A 16,526-nucleotide genomic window follows, 5' to 3' on the forward strand; every position below is an offset into this window, starting at 1 on the left:
CTTAAGAAGTATGGTCCAACTACTGTCCATTATGGGAATGGTTAATCCCAGTGATTTATCGTAATATCTGACCATAGTATTCATCTCTTCCCAGTTCCTTATACATTCAAGCCGCCTGTTTAAAATAGTTCATGCAAAATCACAAACACAACAGGCGCATCATTCCAGTTATGTTCTTAAATTCACCATTCTATACCTGCTCCAGTCTGTTCAAAAAAGCCGCCTGATGCTTGGCGCATCAGACGGCTTGTCCACCTTTAAAATTATTTGGCTGCTTCTGTAGCGGCCGGAGCTGCTGTGGCATCAGCCGGGGCTGGAGTAGCTGCTGTTCCCGGTTCATCGGCTGCGGCGGTGCTTTTCGGCAGGTTGATCTCAATCTTCAGGCTATCCAGATCCTTTTCGAGGAACGACTCCAGGCTGGCGGAAGCTGCTGAGCTCTTAACGGTCTCCAGCTGCTCTGCCGTCAGCTTGTCGAAGGTTGTCTCCTTGCGGGCTTCAACTTTAATGACGTGATATCCGTAGCTGCTCTTCACCGGATCACTAATTGTATTAAGCGGCAGCGTCTGGGCTGCGGCTTTGAACTCTTCTACGTATTTGGACAGAAGCGTATCCTTATATAAGCCCCCGGTATCCTTCGTACTGGTATCGTCCGAATATTCCTTGGCAACGGCCGCAAAGTCTGCACCGCCGTCCAGCTTCGCTTTGGCTTCATTGGCACGCTTCAGCGCATCTGCATCCGTACGCTCCTTGCCGTCACCATCCGTCAAGCCAACCAGCACATGACGCAGTGTAGCTACGGTGAAGTCAGCTTTAATCGCTTCGTACTCTGTCTTCACCTGCTCGTCCGTTACTTTGAGCAGCATGTCCTGATAAACGGTAAGCACCCGCTGCATATAAGAACGCAGGTCCGATTCGCTAAGATCCTGCTCCTTCAGAGAGCTTTTATAGGAGTCGCCCAGACTACTCTTGATCGTCTCAATCTGTGTATCGACTTCTTTCTCTGCTGCCTTCTTCGCCTCATCCGTTGCCTGGCCGGCCAGATACTCAAACGCGACCTCCTGCTTCAGGATAGACTCCTTGAACATATCAATCTCCAGATACTGCGCCTGCTGCGGAGACAGGAATTTCATTACGCGGGTATCCAGATCAAATTCCTTCGCAGTAATCGTTCCGCCATTATAAGTTGCCACGGCTGTATCATCGCTGCTGTCGTTGCTGCAGGCAGCAAGCATTGAGAAGGAAACTGCTGCAACCAGTGAGACCAGCAGCACTTTCCATGGTTTTTTATTTAACGACATTGTGTAATTCTCCCTTCGATTTTAAAGACTGTTTGGCTGCCGCGAGGAATTGCTCCAGCAGATCAAGCAGCTCTTTGTCGCCCAAGTCTTTGGACTTGATGCGGATCGTTGCTTTCGCATCCTTATCAAATTGTACACGTCTTTCGAAGCTATTTCCAACTTTGGCGAGCTTCGCCGTATCAAACGCGCCGATACTTCCTTCATGGAAATTGAGTGAGACCTCATCGCCCCGCCGGACCATGGATTCCATACCGTACAGCTTGCCGTATACCTTCAGCCGGGCCACAGAGAGCAGATTGATGACGGCCTCCGGCAATTCGCCGAACCGGTCAAGCAGCTCATCCTCAAGCTCCGAAGCATCCTCAAAAGTAGCCACCGCAGCGACTTTTTTATAGATTTCAATTTTTTGGATACTGTCGTAAATATACTCGGATGGAAGGTACGCGTCAATCGACAAATCAATCACGGTATTGCCCTGTTTCAGCGAAGTATCCTCTTCACCAAGCACGCTGACTTTACGCTTGCGGATTTCCTCCGCCAGCATCTGCGAATACAGATCGAAACCAACAGAAGCGATGAATCCGTGCTGCTCCGCACCGAGCAGATTACCTGCTCCGCGGATGGAGAGATCGCGCATGGCAATTTTGAAGCCTGAACCAAGCTCCGTGAATTCCTTGATCGACTGCAGGCGTTTCTCAGCCACTTCTGTCAGTACTTTATCCCGCTGGTACGTGAAGTAAGCATAAGCTATCCGGTTAGAACGGCCCACACGGCCGCGCAGCTGATAGAGCTGGGAAAGTCCCATTTTGTCGGCATCATGCACAATCAGCGTATTGACGTTTGGAATATCCACGCCAGTCTCTATAATACTTGTGCTGACGAGCACATCGTATTCTCCATCGAGGAAGTCGAGAATGGTCTTCTCCAGCTCCGACTCCGACATCTGCCCATGGCCGATGCCTACTCTTGCCTCCGGCACCAGCATGGAGATTTGTGCAGCCATTTCCTGAATCCCCTGGACGCGGTTATAGAGGTAATAGACCTGGCCGCCACGGGCAAGCTCCCGCTCTACCGCTTCACGGGTCAGGGTCTGGCTATGTTCCACAACATACGTCTGTACGGGAAAGCGGTTCTCTGGTGGCGTCTCAATAACTGACAAGTCCCGGACACCCAGCATCGACATATGCAGAGTGCGGGGAATCGGCGTTGCCGTCAGGGTCAGCACATCGACATTGGTCTTCAGCTTCTTCAGCTTCTCTTTGTGGGTCACGCCGAAACGCTGCTCTTCATCGACAATCAGAAGACCCAGATCTTTGAACACCAGATCCTGCGACAGCAGACGGTGTGTGCCTATAACCACATCCACGGTACCCTGTCTTACTCCCTTAATGGTGTCATTCTGCTCCTTGCGGCTGCGGAAACGGCTCAGCACCTGAATGTTCAGCGGATAGTTGGCGAAGCGCTCACGGAAGGTTTCATAGTGCTGCTGCGCCAGAATCGTCGTTGGCACGAGTACTGCCACCTGCTTGCCCTCAATCGCTGATTTAAAAGCAGCCCGGATCGCCACTTCAGTCTTGCCGTAGCCCACATCTCCGCAGAGCAGGCGGTCCATCGGACGGTTCTGCTCCATATCCTTCTTGATCTCTTCGATCGCGCGAAGCTGGTCACGGGTCTCCTCATACGGGAACATCTCTTCGAATTCACGCTGTTCCTGCGTATCCTTCTCGAAGCCATAACCGAGCGCGCTCTGGCGTTCGGCGTAGAGCTTGATCAGATCATCGGCGATATCCTGGACCGAGCTCCGTACTTTGCTGGTAACCCTCGTCCACTCGTTGCCGCCAAGCTTATATACCTTCGGCTCCTTGTCTTCTGAACCGACATACTTCTGAATGAGATCGATCTGTTCAATCGGAACCGAGAGCTTGTCGCCGCCCGCATAGAGAATATGCATATAGTCGCGGTGAATCCCGCTGACCTCGAGCGTGCCGATGCCCATGTACTTGCCGATCCCGTGGTTCTGGTGAACCACATAATCGCCAATCTTCAGCTCCGTATAACTCTTGATCCGTTCGGCATTGTCAATACCCTTGGAGACCTTCCGCGCCTTGCGCTGCTTCTGCGAGAACATCTCACCTTCAGTGATGACAGCCAAATGAATGGAAGGCAGCTCAAAACCGGAGCCCAGGTTGCCCTGAAGGATGGTCGGCGCTTCAATCCCGTAGTCGTCCAGCACCCGGCGGACACGCTCCATCCGCTCCTCGCCATTGGCCAGCATAATAACCTTCACGCCGGACTTATGCCAGCGTTCCATCTCGGATTTCAGCACATTCATCTGCCCATGGAAATCCTGCATTCCCCGGCTGATGAAGCCGAGGATATTCTGCGGCTGAATATGCGGAACCTGACGCAGGAAAATCGACATGAACAAGCTCTGGAACGGGCGGTGATACATAATCACATCGCTCTCGACAGAAAGATGCAGGTCAGGCAGCGTTTTGCCGTTCTGCAGCAGATGCAGGTTCCATTCTGACTCATCGCGCTCCAGCTGCTTGGCAGTTTCCAGCAATCGGGCCGGTTCATCCAGCACAAGCAACGTATCCTGTGCCATGTAATCATACAGATGAGAGCGTTCAGGATATAAGAGACTGATATATTTATAGATTTCCGGAAAATAAGTGCCTTCGCGCAGCATTTCCAGCTCCCGGCCCATTTCCTCACGCAGACGCAGCTTGGCCTGACGGTCGCTCATTTTCTCGAGCTGCCGCTCCAGCAGCGCTGACGCAGCTGTAGAGGCCGCATCCTGGCGCAGCTGATCGGCGATAATCTCCTTGGCCGGAGTAATCTTCACACTGCGGACCTTATCAATAGACCGCTGGTCTATGGGATCAAAAGTACGAATGGAATCTACTTCATCATCAAACAGCTCCACCCGGTAAGCCAGTGGAGAAGTCATAGGATAGAAATCAATAATACCGCCGCGCACGCTGAGTTCACCGCGGTTCTCCACCCGCTCGACACGCTCATAGCCCATTTCAATCATGGACATGAGGAATTCATCCAGCGAAAGGGTACCGTCCTGCGAAACGGTCAGCTGGGCTCCGGCCATCACATGAGGGGCGGGGAGCAGCCGCCGGACGCCGGAGTACGGAACAACTACAACTCCACGGAAGCCCTTGGCACATTTCGTAAGCACATCAATACGCTGAGCGAGTGTCTCGGGGCTCGAGACTGCAGCTTCAGCAGCTACCAGCTCATTAGCCGGATACAGCAGCACACGGTCCGGAGAAAGCGCTTCCTGCAAATCCTCGGCCATCTTCTGGGCCGAGAACATATTATGAGTGACTACCAGCAGCGGACGCTCCGTCTCTTCATGCAGCGCAGCCAGCATAATTTGTCTGGCCGAGCCGGATAAGCCGGAGATAAGCTGCTCCTTCATACCTGCAGCGATACCGCTGGTGACGGACTGAAAATCGGGATCCTTCGAAAAAGCTTCTATAAGACCTTGTAACAACAGGTGCACCTCTCTTACTAAACAGGCTGACAGCAGCATTGCCGCTGCCACCTATTATAATTAGAATCGAAAACAAGCCTCAGCGGATAAGGCCAAGGCTTGCGGATGACGATAGAGACAGGCGCTTCCACCTACTGAAGCGGACTGGCCAGCAGGCTGAGTTCCGGATTGTTATCCAGGGCCTGCTTGCAGTAACCGCAGGTAACCTTCACCGTAATCTCACCTTCTGAATCATACGCTATTATATCTCTGCGTTCCGCAGGGGTCAAGGAATGTAGGCCCAGCTGCATCTCTGTGATATCACTTCTGCCGATGCTTCCTAAGAATGTCCGGCAGTGCCTGCATACATAGTTTATTGCCATCTATATGCCTCCTGAAGGTAGTATATACCTCCAGTATGCCCCGCCCCGGATAGCTTTAGCCTTAAATTACTGCACCCTATACCTTGTAATCAGCCATTGAACTTGGCCATGGTCTGCTCAAATGTATGCTGCAGGCCAAATTCCACTGCATCACAAGTATCCATAATCATCGTTTCCAGCTTGGGTCCATCTTTCTTGGAGAACGTAGACAGCACATAATCGACAATTGCAAATCCCGGCTCAGGACGTGAGATCCCCATCCGCACCCGGTTGAAGCTCTGGGTGCCTGTGTGCTGGATGATCGACTTGATTCCGTTATGTCCGCCGGCACTGCCTTGATAGCGCAGCCGGATTTTGCCCAGCTCCGTATCCAGATCATCATAGACAACAATCATATCTTCCAGCTGGACCTTGTAATAATCCATATAAGCGCGGACCGCCTCACCGGACAGGTTCATGAAAGTCATCGGTTTAATCAGTACGGTCTTAACTCCGCCAATGACACCTTCGCCGATCACCGCTTTGCATTTATTCTGGTTAAAGGCAATTCCGTGTCTGGACGCAAGCTCATCCAGCGCCATGAAGCCAACATTATGCTTGGTCTTCGCGTATTGCGTTCCGGGATTTCCAAGTCCAACAATCCATTTCATAACTAAGGTCTATCCTTTCCGCCCGGTACTCCCAGCAGAAGAGTTCCGTTTTTGGTACAATAAGTTTATACTCCGAAGACAGGTGATGAACAATGCCACATCAGGGCGATATTTTAACATTACCGCGCCATTTCCAGTACCATATTCAATATGTTGTGCCTGTTGAAGTATTTAGGGGTAGCGCTCATGTAGACATCGGTGTGATTACAGCGGTGGATGAAGGCTTTGTGGAGCTCCAGGGGACGCTATACAACCGCAGCCTGTTCACCTTCATCTCCCGCCCGGGATACTGAAACGTACCAGCCGCTCCGTTTCCCGCATCACGCCGACAAGGGTTACATCTTCCGCTTCACGGAGGTGTAACCCTTTTTCTAATATAAGCAGCTTATTCGATCTCGAACAGTTTACTGATCGACAGCTCTTCATGCACACGAATAATAGCTTCGCCCATAAGCGGAGCTACGGACAGTACTTTGAGCTTGCTTGTCGGATTACTACTGCGAATTGGAATGGTATCCGTCACGATAATTTCTTTGATTGGAGAGTTTTCCAGACGTTCATGCGCAGGCCCGGACAATACAGGATGTGTACAGCAGGCGTAGACTTCCTTCACGCCGCCTTCCATCAGAGCATTGGCCCCCAGCACGATCGTTCCTGCCGTATCGATGATATCATCGATCAGAATCGCTGTTTTACCTTCAATGTTACCGATAATGTTCATAACCTCACTAACATTCGGCTCAGGACGGCGCTTGTCGATGATCGCCAGTGGAGCGTTGAGGAAATCAGCAAGCTTTCTTGCCCGCACAACACCGCCATGGTCCGGAGATACGACAACCGGGTTCTGAATTTGCTTGGAACGGAAGTATTGGGCCAGAATCGGAACACCCAGCAGATGATCCACAGGAATATCGAAGAAGCCTTGAATTTGCATCGCATGAAGGTCCATGGTAATGACGCGATGTGCACCCGCTTTTTCAATCAGGTTCGCTACCAGCTTGGCCGTAATCGGATCGCGTGAACGGGCCTTACGGTCTTGGCGCGCATAACCGTAGTAAGGAATGACGACATTGATGCTCTTCGCAGACGCACGCTTAAGCGCATCTACCATAACCAGAAGCTCCATCAGATTGTCGTTAACCGGTCCACAGGTGGACTGCACAATATATACATGACAGCCCCGGACGCTTTCCGACAGCTTAACCTGAATCTCTCCGTCGCTGAAGCTGGTAGTGTGGGACTCGCCCATCGGAATACCGATATAATCGGCAATCTGACTGGCCAGCTTAGGATTGGAGTTGCAGGTGAAAATCTTTAGTTTGGAATCGCAATAAGTCATAAAATATAAACCCTCCGTGACGGAATTTAACTTCCAAGTAGCACCGGCGCGGATTTGCAGAGTCCGTCCGGCGCTTTGGCCTTGGGCGCTTTACGATGGACTCGACTGGTCTTTCTTCGCTTTGGCACGGGAGCGGATCTTATCCGCATAACCCGGCTTATTCTCCTGCCTTACTCTGGCAACAGCCAGATCATTCTCCGGAACAGAACGAGTGATGGTTGACCCCGCTACAACGAATGCGCCTTTGCCCACAGTTACCGGAGCTACAAGGTTCACATTGCTGCCGATAAAGGCATCATCCCCGATTTCTGTTCTCGACTTATTGTAGCCATCATAGTTAACAGTGATGGCACCACAGCCGATATTCACATTCTTACCGACCTCGGCATCACCGACATAGCTTAAATGGGACACTTTGGAGCCGTCACCGATTGTAGCATTCTTGATCTCCACGAAATCGCCGATCTTGACCTCTTCGCCAAGCACGGCACCCGGACGCAAATACGCAAAAGGCCCAACGGAAGCCCGTGCGCCGACCTCAGCCTGACTCAGTACGGAGTGCTTCACTACAGCACCGTCCATAATCACGCAGTCTTCAATTTCGCTCGCAGGTCCGATCACACAATCTTCGCCGATTACCGTCTTGCCTTTGAGCACAGTGCCCGGATACAGCACAGTGTCTGCTCCAATGACAACATCCGCTCCAATATAGGTAGAGGCAGGATCGATTAAAGTTACGCCGTTCAGCATATGCCCGCGGTTGATACGCTCACGCATATAGCCTTCCGCTTCGGACAATGCCAGGCGGTCATTCACACCAATAGACTCTGCAGCATCATGGGCCTGATATCCAAGAACGATATCTCCCTGTGCCCGGAGTATACCGATAACATCAGTCAAATAATATTCCTGCTGGTTATTGGTATTGGTTACCTTCTCCAGAGCGGCAAATAGCTTAACGTTATCAAAACAATAAGTTCCTGTATTGATTTCGCTGACAGCGGCTTCGCTCTCTGTGCAGTCCTTCTGTTCTACAATCCTCTGCACTCCGCCGTCTTCGCCACGGATAATCCGTCCATATCCGGCAGGCTGCTCCATAACAGCGGTGAGGACGGTTGCGGCAGCTTTCTGCGCTTCATGCAGCGCCATCAGCCCTTCCAGCGTCTCGGTCATTACCAGCGGAGTATCCCCGCAGATTACGATCGTAGTTCCTTCTTCGCCGCCAAGCAGATCTTTGGCTTGTTTGACGGCATGCCCGGTTCCAAGCTGGATATCCTGCAGCACATATTCGGCACTGTCGCCTACATTAGCTTTAACTTTCTCAGCGCCGTGACCTACGACGACGACTGTACGCTCGCATCCGGTCGCCTTTACTGTATCAAGCACGTGCCCTACCATCGGTTTGCCGCAGACGGGGTGCAGCACTTTGTATAATTTAGATTTCATGCGCTTGCCTTGGCCTGCAGCAAGTACAACAGCCATTCTTTTCAAGAATGCCAACCTCCTACTTCTTGAACTCACTACTGAATATATCTCATTCCGGGCAAAAAGAAAAGAGAACCATGAAGGCATGGTTCCCTTTTCTTCGAACCCCAATAAAATCCCCCCACAAAGTGGGGCTTTGGCTTCGAGGCTGACCCAGGTACTTTGCGGGGGCCCCAAAACATAAAAAGTCTTATCTTAAAAAAACGGCATGGCTTTACGCCGCCCGGGAGGGCAGCAATCCTTGAGAGTCAGCGCTTCACAGCTTAAGCTCCCTCTTCAATGACTTCTTCTTCTTCCGTAGCGGCGCGTTCGTACTCGGCCAGAACCGCAGATTGAATCTTTTCGCGCGTTCCCGAAGAAATCGGGTGAGCGATATCGCGGAATTCACCGTCAGGTGTACGCTTGCTGGGCATTGCAACGAACATCCCGTTATTACCATCGATGACGCGTATGTCATGAACAACAAACTCGTTATCGATTGTAATGGATGCGATTGCTTTCATTCTCCCCTCAGAGTTGACGCGGCGGAGTCTGACATCCGTAATTTGCATGTGTGTGTTCACCACCTTTTTCCATCAGAGACTTGGTGTATAATTCCACACAGCAAAGCGAATTCCTTCTTTTTCATTCCATAAAATACCTGATAAAGAAGATTATTTTTGCAGAACCATTGATTTCGACACATTTCGTGCTGTTATCTTAAGATTCCTCACGGTTTCGACATTATGCACGGGTTTTTAATCTTGGAAATCCAGCTCCCTCAGGAGGGGAAATAGTTGCCGGGATACGCGGAAATGCGCCGCACCTTGGAATCTACCTCAGTAAGCTTTACGAGCGATACGTAATCATGCAGCAGGCGTTCTTCCTTCTCCACCGCTCCAGATTCTACAAGTACGCCTACACCGGCGACCTCAGCATTGAACTCACCCAGCAGATCAACCATCCCGCGTACGGTACCGCCCGCCTTCATGAAGTCATCCACGATCAGCACCCGGGATTTCTCACGCAGTGCCCGTCTGGACAGCGACATCGTATGTATGCTCTTGTGCGAACCCGAGACATAGTTAATGCTTACCGCCGAACCCTCGGTCACCTGATGGTCGCGGCGCACCAGTACTACAGGCAGCCCAAGCTGCGCAGCCGTCGCATAAGCCAGCGGAATCCCCTTGGTCTCCACCGTCATCACAACATCAATCTCTACTCCGTAAAAAGCCGTAGCAATAATCTTACCGGCCTGCTCCATCAGGGACGGCAGTCCCAGCAGATCGGACATGTACAAATACCCGCCGGGCAGAATCCGGTCACTCTGCTCCAGCTGCCCGCACAGACGGTTCACGAAAGCAAGGGCCATGTCCATCGGCATCCGCGGAATATACCTGACTCCGCCTGCAGCACCCGCCAGGGTTTGCAGTTCGCCCATGCCCTCACCTTCAAATACCTCTTTTATAATAGCCAGATCTTCACTGACCGATGACTTCGCTGCACCGTACCGCTCTGCGAAGGTCGAGAGCGGCAGCAGATCATGCGGCTTCTCAAGTAAAAATTGGGTCATATCAACCAATCGCTGGCTTCGTTTAAGTTTCTTCACGGAATGCTCCTCGCCAAAACCGAATATTATTATGAATAATATCATTTTTGTACGGATTTACACAAGCGAAAACGGTTATACCGTCCTTTTGGAGTTGACTTGTGCTTCGCTCAAGAAGAAACGGTTAAGCTGACTGGAGCAGCGCTAACCGTTTCTGTGTGCCTTCCGGCTCAGCTCAGCGAACGCACGGCATAGACTTCCTTGCAGAATCCGCGGAGCCCGTTATAGATTCTTGCTACCTTGGACTGCTTCGATACCAGGCCGAATACTGTCGGTCCGCTGCCGGACATCAGCACCCCGTCTGCCCCCAGCTTCATCATCGCTTCCTTGAGCTGCTGTACCTCCGGGTGCAGCTTCAAGGTCACATCCTCCAGCACATTGCCCAGGCCCGCGCAGACCGCCGAGAAATCGCCGGCTTCAATCGCCTGCTGCATCCGGAGTGCGGACGGATGAACCGCGATGTTATTCGCGCGTACGCGTCCGTACACCTCAGCCGTCGATACATTAATCGGCGGCTTGGCCAGGACGACCCAGCATTGCGGCGGACTCGCTATTTGCGTCAGCCGTTCTCCCCTGCCCGTAGCCAGGGCAGTGCCTCCTGTGACGCAGAACGGGACGTCCGAGCCCAGCTCGGCGCCCAGTTCCTGCAGCTCCTGCGCCGGGATCCCGAGGCGCCAGAGCCGGTTCAGGCCGCGCAGCGTAGCCGCGGCGTCACTGCTGCCGCCGGCAAGGCCGGCAGCGACCGGAATTCTTTTGTCCAAGTGAATATGTACACCGCTTCTCACGTTATAGCGGTCTTTAATCAGTCTTGCGGCCTGGAAGGCCAGATTCTTCTCGTCCAGCGGAATATACCCGGCCTGGCTAGAGATAATAATGGAATCACGCTTCAGCTCGGAGAGCTCCAGACGGTCGGCCAGATCGACCATAGTCATAATCATTTCCACTTCATGAAATCCGTCAGCGCGCTTATGCAGCACATCCAGCATCAAATTAATCTTGGCCGGCGCTTTCTCATACATTTTCAAGGCGTTCACCCACCCTCAGCTTTTCCCGTAAAAACAACTTAACATATTATATGAGAAACTGGCAGTGAAGTCCATTAACAAAAGTTGAGTAAGCTTCTCCGGACCCCCGTATTTGGAAAAAGGTACCGCCAGCAGGCGATACCCAGGTTACAACTGCAGACCCCAGCTTTACGGCGTTACGATTTCCGTGCAGCCTGTTCAGCCAGCTGAATCGCTCTCTTGACCATGTTCCCGGCGTCAACTGCCCGGATTCCGCCCCAGCCTTCCTGCTCTACCGTTTCATAAAATCCAAGCTCCTTGGCCAGCTCTGTCTTCAGTTCCTCCGACATCATGCCCCGTCTTCTGCGGCTCATTACGGATTCCTCCCTGTATGCTATTGGATGATGAGCTACTGCTTATGTAGTATGCGGCCAAGGGGCACAGGTCATGCAGCGGAAAAACAAAAAACAGCCCCCCTGCAGGGAGACTGTCCGTGACGCTAAGCTTTAATATACATAATCCGCATCTGCCCATCGTCTTCGGTAACTGTGATTTCCACAGATTCAGTAAGGATATCGGCATAGCTATAGGAGACTCGCTTGAAGGTTTGCTGCTCCTGATCCAGTTTGACAATAAATACAGAAGGGTACGTTTCTTCCAGGACACCGGTACGTTCAACGGTCTTGCGACGACCACCGTTAGCCCGCAACGTGATCTTATGACCGACGTGAGCTTCGAGACTGCGTTTGATTTCCAACAGCGCGTTATTAGCCATTGCCTGACGACCACCTCTTTCCTTGTCCATTATACAACTTTTCACAATCATTGTCAAAGCAAATAAATAATTATAGATGATGCTAAAATAGTTGTCAACGGAATTTTTTTAGAAGCAAGTAGTCCCGGCTTAAGCGCCTTGTTATCGGTAATGCTGAACGCAAATCTGCCCATGAAAAAAGGAAGGATAAGCCGGATCGCTTATCCTTCCTTCTCTATATCCGCCGCTACAGCACCGAAGGCGCCACCTTCAGGGTAGCAAGATTCTGCAGCCGGGGCATCCCGATACGGAAGCTCCCGCGGGTCTCAATTCCACCCATTCCCTGGTTGCCGCTGATGGTATGGTTCAATACATCGCTCAAATTGACCGTATCGCGGATCGATGTGAATGAAGCCTTGGCCGCAATATAGACGGGGTCCAGGGCATGAATGAGTATTCTTCCCGGTGAGCTGGCGAAATTCGCCCCTGTGCCCAGCAGCGCCTCGAAATGCGACTGGCAGGCCCCTGCAACAATCGTCAGGGCGTCGAAATTCCGCTCATACTCCCGGGCAACCTGGATAGCCGCAACAAAATTCTGTGAATTTTTGTAGCTGCTCAAGCTGTAGAGATCATAACCCTGCTGTTGCTTAAGTACTCCGTCATGACCGGTAATCACCACGATATCCGGACGCACACGGGGCAGCAGCCGGTATAAGGTCTCCGCCATTTTGGACTCATGAATATGATGCCCTTCGGCGGGTATGCGCAACTGCTCATACAGACTCAGGCTTTTCTTCAGGTAAAGCGCATCGCCATCCAAATGCAGCACCTTACCCGGCACTTCAAAGTAAGCAGCTTCCTTGGGAGATTGGGTCCAGGTCCCGGATACACTCTCTCCGCTGCGCTGGCTCTGCTCCTGACGGTCTTTGCGCAGCCAGCTCAGGGATTCTATGGCTTTGATCTGCGCCTGCTGCCCCCGCTCTGTAATCCGGGTAGGAGGCACCTGCACCAGATCATCCAGCGGAGAGTCCGCCAGCAACCGGAATTCCGTCCCCTTGATGACGGCTTTATTCTGCACTATATTCTCTACCCGGAAAGTCACATCGCCGCCATAAGATTTACGTATGACCAAGTCTCCTAAATTCATTACAACACCACCTCTACCCCATGTTATGGGCAAAGGTCCCGGTTGGTTCATCACCCGGAGTGTTTTCTGCTGATTATACGATTCCTGCAGCCAGCAGGACAGCGCTTAGCCGCGCATATTCCTCCAGGCTAAGTGTCTCTCCGCGGCGGGACGGCTCTATCCCTGCTTCAGCCAGCAGGGCCTCCAGACGCTCACGCCCCTCTTCAGCGAAGTAGCGGGCCTTCAGGTTATTGGCGATCGTCTTGCGCCGCTGGGTGAAGGATGCCTGGACAACATCGAAGAAATGCTTCTCGTCGGCAACTTCAACCGGAGGACGCTCTCTGACCTTCAGACGGATGACGGCTGATTCTACATTCGGCTGCGGAATGAACACTGTCCGGGGTACCATGCAGACCAGCTCGGGCTCGCTGTAATACTGGACGGCAATACTAAGACTTCCGTACTCTTTGCCCCCAGGAGAAGCAGCCATACGTTCGGCAACTTCCTTCTGGATCATAACGACGATGTTATCAAGCGGCAGCTTCTCTTCCAGCAGCTTCATGAGAATCGGGGTCGTCACATAATACGGGAGGTTGGCTACTACGCTAACCCGGTCCACACCGGCAAAATCTTCGGCAAACAGCTCCTGCATGTTGACCTTCAGTACATCATCATTGCGGATCTTTACATGGGGATAGGGTGACAGGACATCCCTGAGGATCGGGATCAGTCTGCGGTCAATCTCCACCGCTGTGACCGCTCCTGCTGTCATCGCCAGCCTTTCCGTCAGGGCTCCGATACCCGGGCCAATCTCCAGTGCGCCTGCTGCAGAATCCAGACCTGCGGCATCGACAATTTTGTCCAGAATATTCTGGTCGATCAAAAAGTTCTGGCCCAGGCTTTTTTTGAACGAAAACCCGTACCGCTGTATGATTGCTTTGGTTCTAGTTGGGGATGAGATATTCAGAGTGTCGCTCATGAAGTAATGCCTCCCTGATCAATTTGGGCGAGAGCGCGCGCGAACTCTTCGCGTGTAATACCGAACATCGCCAGACGCTTGTACAGCTGCTTGCCGTTGCAATAACCGATACCCAGCAGATTGCCAAGCTGCATTCTTCTCTCTGCTGCCTGTGCGTGTACCATCATGCCTGCGGCCATAAGATCATCCAGCCCGATTACAGCCGGTGCCCCTTCAAAAGAAGTGTGGACATGCTCCAGCGCATGGCGGATGGCCTCAGGCGAGGCATTCTCCACACCTATATCCCCTTTGCGGGTAGCATCCTTCTCCGGAATGAATGCGTGCTTGCATCCGGGTACCTTGGAGGAGACAATTTTGCGAATTCGCTCTCCGGCATGATCGGGATCCGTGAGGATGATAACCCCTCTGCGTTCCATGGCTAATGTAATCTTCGCAATGACCTTGCGGTCCACTGCGGAACCGCCTGTTTCAATCGTATCCGCTTCTACGGCCCGCTTAACGGCCACGGTATCGCTTTTACCTTCGACGACAATTAATTCTTTAATCATAAATAATTTACTCCCTTACTCTAAAACGCAAAAAGAAGAGGATTCGCTCCCCTTCTTTTTGGCTAAAGAATGTATAAGTGATGAGCGGCAGCTCTCTAAATTCCGTAAGTGCTACCCCCACTATATCTTATAAACCGCTAATTTGCAAAAGACTTGCCGCTTAGTTAAGCTCCGGCTTCACAGGTCCAATCACATAGATGGTCCGCGACTTCCGGCCGAAATTACGGGCATGGCTCAGTGAATCGTAGTAAACATCCACCTTGTTGCCTTTAATGGCACCGCCGGTATCCTCTGCTCGGCGAAACCCTAATCCCTCAATGTACACCCACCAGCCAATTGGTATTACATTCGGATCCACTGCAATAGTGCGGCCTTCCGTTACGCGTGTGCCGGAGGCGGTGCGTGTTCCAATTCCCGGTTCTTCCGAGGAATAAGCCGTCATGGATACGTTTTTGATCATTTTTTTGTATTCAAAATCTACGCCTGCCTTGCTCGTGACGTTGTTGCTCTTCGCACTGACTTTGGATGATTTGGAGGTTGTTGTTGCTTTGGATGTAGTTGCAGCAGCTACAACAGGCTTCGGAACCGCTTTGGTACCGACAGCAATAACCTTATCTTTGGTTACCGTCTGAACTTCCTTGCCGACCATATTCATGGAGACTAGCTCCCCATCCTGATATATCTTCTCGATATGCTGGATGATCGCGCCCGGCTTGCCTGCCTGTGCAACTCTTACGTCTCCCTTATACAGAGAGGGGTCTGCGGTTTTGATGACCTTAAAAGGCAAGTTTACTGTCCGCTGTACGGTCTGCTTGGTAATACGGACAATCTTGACTTCCATGTCGGGTGTGACTGCGGTATCAAGCGAAGGGAAAATCTTGTCATTGCCCTCCAGGCTGTAACCCAGCTTGGTAATGGCATCTCCGAGCGAATCCTCGGTGGTGTATATGGTCTTGGTTGCACCGTCTGCAGTAAGCACAAGCTTCTGCGCACGGGTGATTACGACACGGTCGCCGTCTTGTATTTCATCACTAAGGCCAATAGATAGCTCATCATACGGCTGCAGCGAAATTTGTTCCTTTGCCAGCACATCACTGAGCAGCGCTTCCCGCGTCTCCAGTGTCTGTACCTGTCCGTCTATAACTAAAATAATTTCTTTATTACTCTGACCGTGTACGTACAGCAGAATTAACAGTGCGATAACAATCGATATCACACCTGCAAGTGAAAGTACGCGAGGATTCACTTGCTTCAACCGTAATGCGAAAGACCTGCTGGATGATTGCGAATCATGGGATACCTCTGGTTGGAATACGCCCACTCTCTCCATCCTCCTTACATAGCCCCGTCGTCCAAGTTATATCAAGGTGACTGCATCATTTCTGACGAAACTAGGTTTGAGATTGCAACAGGATACGCCCGCATTGCTCCAGCGTTTCCTGCTCATGGATCGCCTGCTCGGCATAGCTACTCCGGATATCTGTTATATAACAGTATGCCGGGAACATCCGCATTATTCAAAACAAAAAAAAGCCCAAAAAAGAGTTCACAGAGGACTCTTTCGTGGCTTCTCCGGTGTCGAATACGCGGGAATGTTTATGCACGAGGTTTCCTCTCTTACTTGCGCTTACGGGGTTAGCTGTCGGGTTCGGGCATAAGAGAGACGCCCTATCTCAGGTCACCCGCTCACGGCGGTTGCCCTCAAATTCACCCCAAAGACCACGTGAAGAAATCAAATAAATTCTGCGGCAATTCTGTGTTGTACTCTATGTACGGGCATGCGGCAGGGCATTTATTGGTTCCCCCGTTCTCCATACGGAGACTCAGCGAGACGATCCATGAAATAGTGACTGTCACAGTAACAACAGCTCACTGCACTGAA

At 51.7% G+C, this 16,526-nt stretch carries 16 protein-coding genes and 1 riboswitch; of the genes, 1 reads left to right on the forward strand and 15 read right to left on the reverse strand.

Annotated features, from left to right (window positions below; genetic code table 11):
• Nucleotides 1-263: 263 nt before the first annotated feature.
• The 4 genes from NYE33_RS03945 to pth all read right to left on the reverse strand — a co-directional run bounded on the left by NYE33_RS03945 (nucleotide 264) and on the right by pth (nucleotide 5,821).
• Complete coding sequence (locus tag NYE33_RS03945; RefSeq protein ID WP_042132686.1) at nucleotides 264-1,298, reverse strand: peptidylprolyl isomerase; 1,035 nt, start codon at nucleotides 1,296-1,298, stop codon at nucleotides 264-266.
• Nucleotides 1,285-4,809 (reverse strand): transcription-repair coupling factor, encoded by a 3,525-nt coding sequence (gene mfd / locus NYE33_RS03950; protein ID WP_042140608.1) that lies wholly within the window; start codon nucleotides 4,807-4,809, stop codon nucleotides 1,285-1,287. Before mfd ends, NYE33_RS03945 begins: the two co-directional genes overlap by 14 nt.
• A 131-nt stretch (nucleotides 4,810-4,940) precedes the next feature.
• On the reverse strand, nucleotides 4,941-5,171 hold the full coding sequence (locus NYE33_RS03955; protein WP_039305780.1) for an anti-sigma-F factor Fin family protein: 231 nt from the start codon (nucleotides 5,169-5,171) through the stop codon (nucleotides 4,941-4,943).
• An 89-nt stretch (nucleotides 5,172-5,260) separates the two neighbouring features.
• Nucleotides 5,261-5,821 carry an aminoacyl-tRNA hydrolase gene (pth, locus tag NYE33_RS03960; protein ID WP_042132685.1) on the reverse strand — a complete coding sequence of 187 codons (561 nt, stop codon included), beginning with the start codon at nucleotides 5,819-5,821 and terminating at the stop codon, nucleotides 5,261-5,263.
• A gap of 92 nt (nucleotides 5,822-5,913) precedes the next feature.
• On the opposite strand from pth, the gene NYE33_RS03965 reads away from it, so the two are divergent.
• On the forward strand, nucleotides 5,914-6,114 hold the full coding sequence (locus NYE33_RS03965; RefSeq protein WP_341064821.1) for a hypothetical protein: 201 nt from the start codon (nucleotides 5,914-5,916) through the stop codon (nucleotides 6,112-6,114).
• A gap of 92 nt (nucleotides 6,115-6,206) precedes the next feature.
• On the opposite strand, the gene NYE33_RS03970 is transcribed toward NYE33_RS03965, so the two are convergent.
• The 11 genes from NYE33_RS03970 to NYE33_RS04020 form a co-directional block, all read right to left on the reverse strand.
• Nucleotides 6,207-7,160 (reverse strand): ribose-phosphate diphosphokinase, encoded by a 954-nt coding sequence (locus NYE33_RS03970; protein ID WP_019914487.1) that lies wholly within the window; start codon nucleotides 7,158-7,160, stop codon nucleotides 6,207-6,209.
• Between the two features lie 90 nt (nucleotides 7,161-7,250).
• The gene (glmU, locus tag NYE33_RS03975; RefSeq protein ID WP_341064824.1) at nucleotides 7,251-8,651 is read right to left on the reverse strand and encodes a bifunctional UDP-N-acetylglucosamine diphosphorylase/glucosamine-1-phosphate N-acetyltransferase GlmU; all 1,401 of its coding nucleotides are present in this window, start codon (nucleotides 8,649-8,651) and stop codon (nucleotides 7,251-7,253) included.
• A 257-nt stretch (nucleotides 8,652-8,908) separates the two neighbouring features.
• Nucleotides 8,909-9,196 (reverse strand): septation regulator SpoVG, encoded by a 288-nt coding sequence (gene spoVG / locus NYE33_RS03980; protein ID WP_036696395.1) that lies wholly within the window; start codon nucleotides 9,194-9,196, stop codon nucleotides 8,909-8,911.
• 209 nt (nucleotides 9,197-9,405) lie between these two features.
• Nucleotides 9,406-10,233 (reverse strand): pur operon repressor, encoded by an 828-nt coding sequence (purR, locus tag NYE33_RS03985; RefSeq protein WP_042132683.1) that lies wholly within the window; start codon nucleotides 10,231-10,233, stop codon nucleotides 9,406-9,408.
• A gap of 170 nt (nucleotides 10,234-10,403) precedes the next feature.
• Complete coding sequence (gene ispE, locus NYE33_RS03990) at nucleotides 10,404-11,258, reverse strand: 4-(cytidine 5'-diphospho)-2-C-methyl-D-erythritol kinase (protein ID WP_042132682.1); 855 nt, start codon at nucleotides 11,256-11,258, stop codon at nucleotides 10,404-10,406.
• Nucleotides 11,259-11,434: 176 nt separating this feature from the next.
• Nucleotides 11,435-11,611, reverse strand: a complete 177-nt coding sequence (locus tag NYE33_RS03995) for a small, acid-soluble spore protein, alpha/beta type (RefSeq protein WP_039305760.1) — start codon at nucleotides 11,609-11,611, stop codon at nucleotides 11,435-11,437.
• 125 nt (nucleotides 11,612-11,736) lie between these two features.
• Nucleotides 11,737-12,012, reverse strand: coding sequence for a biofilm formation stimulator Veg (gene veg / locus NYE33_RS04000; RefSeq protein ID WP_036696386.1), 276 nt, complete (start codon nucleotides 12,010-12,012; stop codon nucleotides 11,737-11,739).
• 226 nt (nucleotides 12,013-12,238) lie between these two features.
• The gene (yabG, locus tag NYE33_RS04005; RefSeq protein ID WP_042132681.1) at nucleotides 12,239-13,138 is read right to left on the reverse strand and encodes a sporulation peptidase YabG; all 900 of its coding nucleotides are present in this window, start codon (nucleotides 13,136-13,138) and stop codon (nucleotides 12,239-12,241) included.
• 73 nt (nucleotides 13,139-13,211) lie between these two features.
• Entirely contained in the window at nucleotides 13,212-14,096 is an 885-nt protein-coding gene (rsmA, locus tag NYE33_RS04010; protein WP_042132680.1) for a 16S rRNA (adenine(1518)-N(6)/adenine(1519)-N(6))-dimethyltransferase RsmA, read from the reverse strand.
• Nucleotides 14,093-14,644, reverse strand: coding sequence for a ribonuclease M5 (rnmV, locus tag NYE33_RS04015; protein WP_039305750.1), 552 nt, complete (start codon nucleotides 14,642-14,644; stop codon nucleotides 14,093-14,095). Before rnmV ends, rsmA begins: the two co-directional genes overlap by 4 nt.
• Nucleotides 14,645-14,804: 160 nt before the next feature.
• Nucleotides 14,805-15,965, reverse strand: coding sequence for a 3D domain-containing protein (locus tag NYE33_RS04020; protein WP_042132679.1), 1,161 nt, complete (start codon nucleotides 15,963-15,965; stop codon nucleotides 14,805-14,807).
• Nucleotides 15,966-16,253: 288 nt separating this feature from the next.
• A riboswitch (cyclic di-AMP (ydaO/yuaA leader) is annotated at nucleotides 16,254-16,483 on the reverse strand.
• Nucleotides 16,484-16,526: the final 43 nt, after the last annotated feature.

Source organism: Paenibacillus sp. FSL R10-2199 (assembly GCF_038000235.1).
GTDB classification, from domain to species: domain Bacteria; phylum Bacillota; class Bacilli; order Paenibacillales; family Paenibacillaceae; genus Paenibacillus_AQ; species Paenibacillus_AQ phytohabitans.

Coding starts and splice junctions, on each gene's coding strand:
- NYE33_RS03945 (WP_042132686.1), bottom strand. CDS start 1,298: ATGTCGTTAAATAAAAAACCATGGAAAGTGCTGCTGGTCTCACTGGTT.
- NYE33_RS03955 (WP_039305780.1), bottom strand. CDS start 5,171: ATGGCAATAAACTATGTATGCAGGCACTGCCGGACATTCTTAGGAAGC.
- pth (WP_042132685.1), bottom strand. CDS start 5,821: ATGAAATGGATTGTTGGACTTGGAAATCCCGGAACGCAATACGCGAAG.
- NYE33_RS03965 (WP_341064821.1), top strand. CDS start 5,914: ATGCCACATCAGGGCGATATTTTAACATTACCGCGCCATTTCCAGTAC.
- NYE33_RS03970 (WP_019914487.1), bottom strand. CDS start 7,160: ATGACTTATTGCGATTCCAAACTAAAGATTTTCACCTGCAACTCCAAT.
- spoVG (WP_036696395.1), bottom strand. CDS start 9,196: ATGCAAATTACGGATGTCAGACTCCGCCGCGTCAACTCTGAGGGGAGA.
- NYE33_RS03995 (WP_039305760.1), bottom strand. CDS start 11,611: ATGAGCCGCAGAAGACGGGGCATGATGTCGGAGGAACTGAAGACAGAG.
- veg (WP_036696386.1), bottom strand. CDS start 12,012: ATGGCTAATAACGCGCTGTTGGAAATCAAACGCAGTCTCGAAGCTCAC.
- yabG (WP_042132681.1), bottom strand. CDS start 13,138: ATGAATTTAGGAGACTTGGTCATACGTAAATCTTATGGCGGCGATGTG.
- rsmA (WP_042132680.1), bottom strand. CDS start 14,096: ATGAGCGACACTCTGAATATCTCATCCCCAACTAGAACCAAAGCAATC.
- rnmV (WP_039305750.1), bottom strand. CDS start 14,644: ATGATTAAAGAATTAATTGTCGTCGAAGGTAAAAGCGATACCGTGGCC.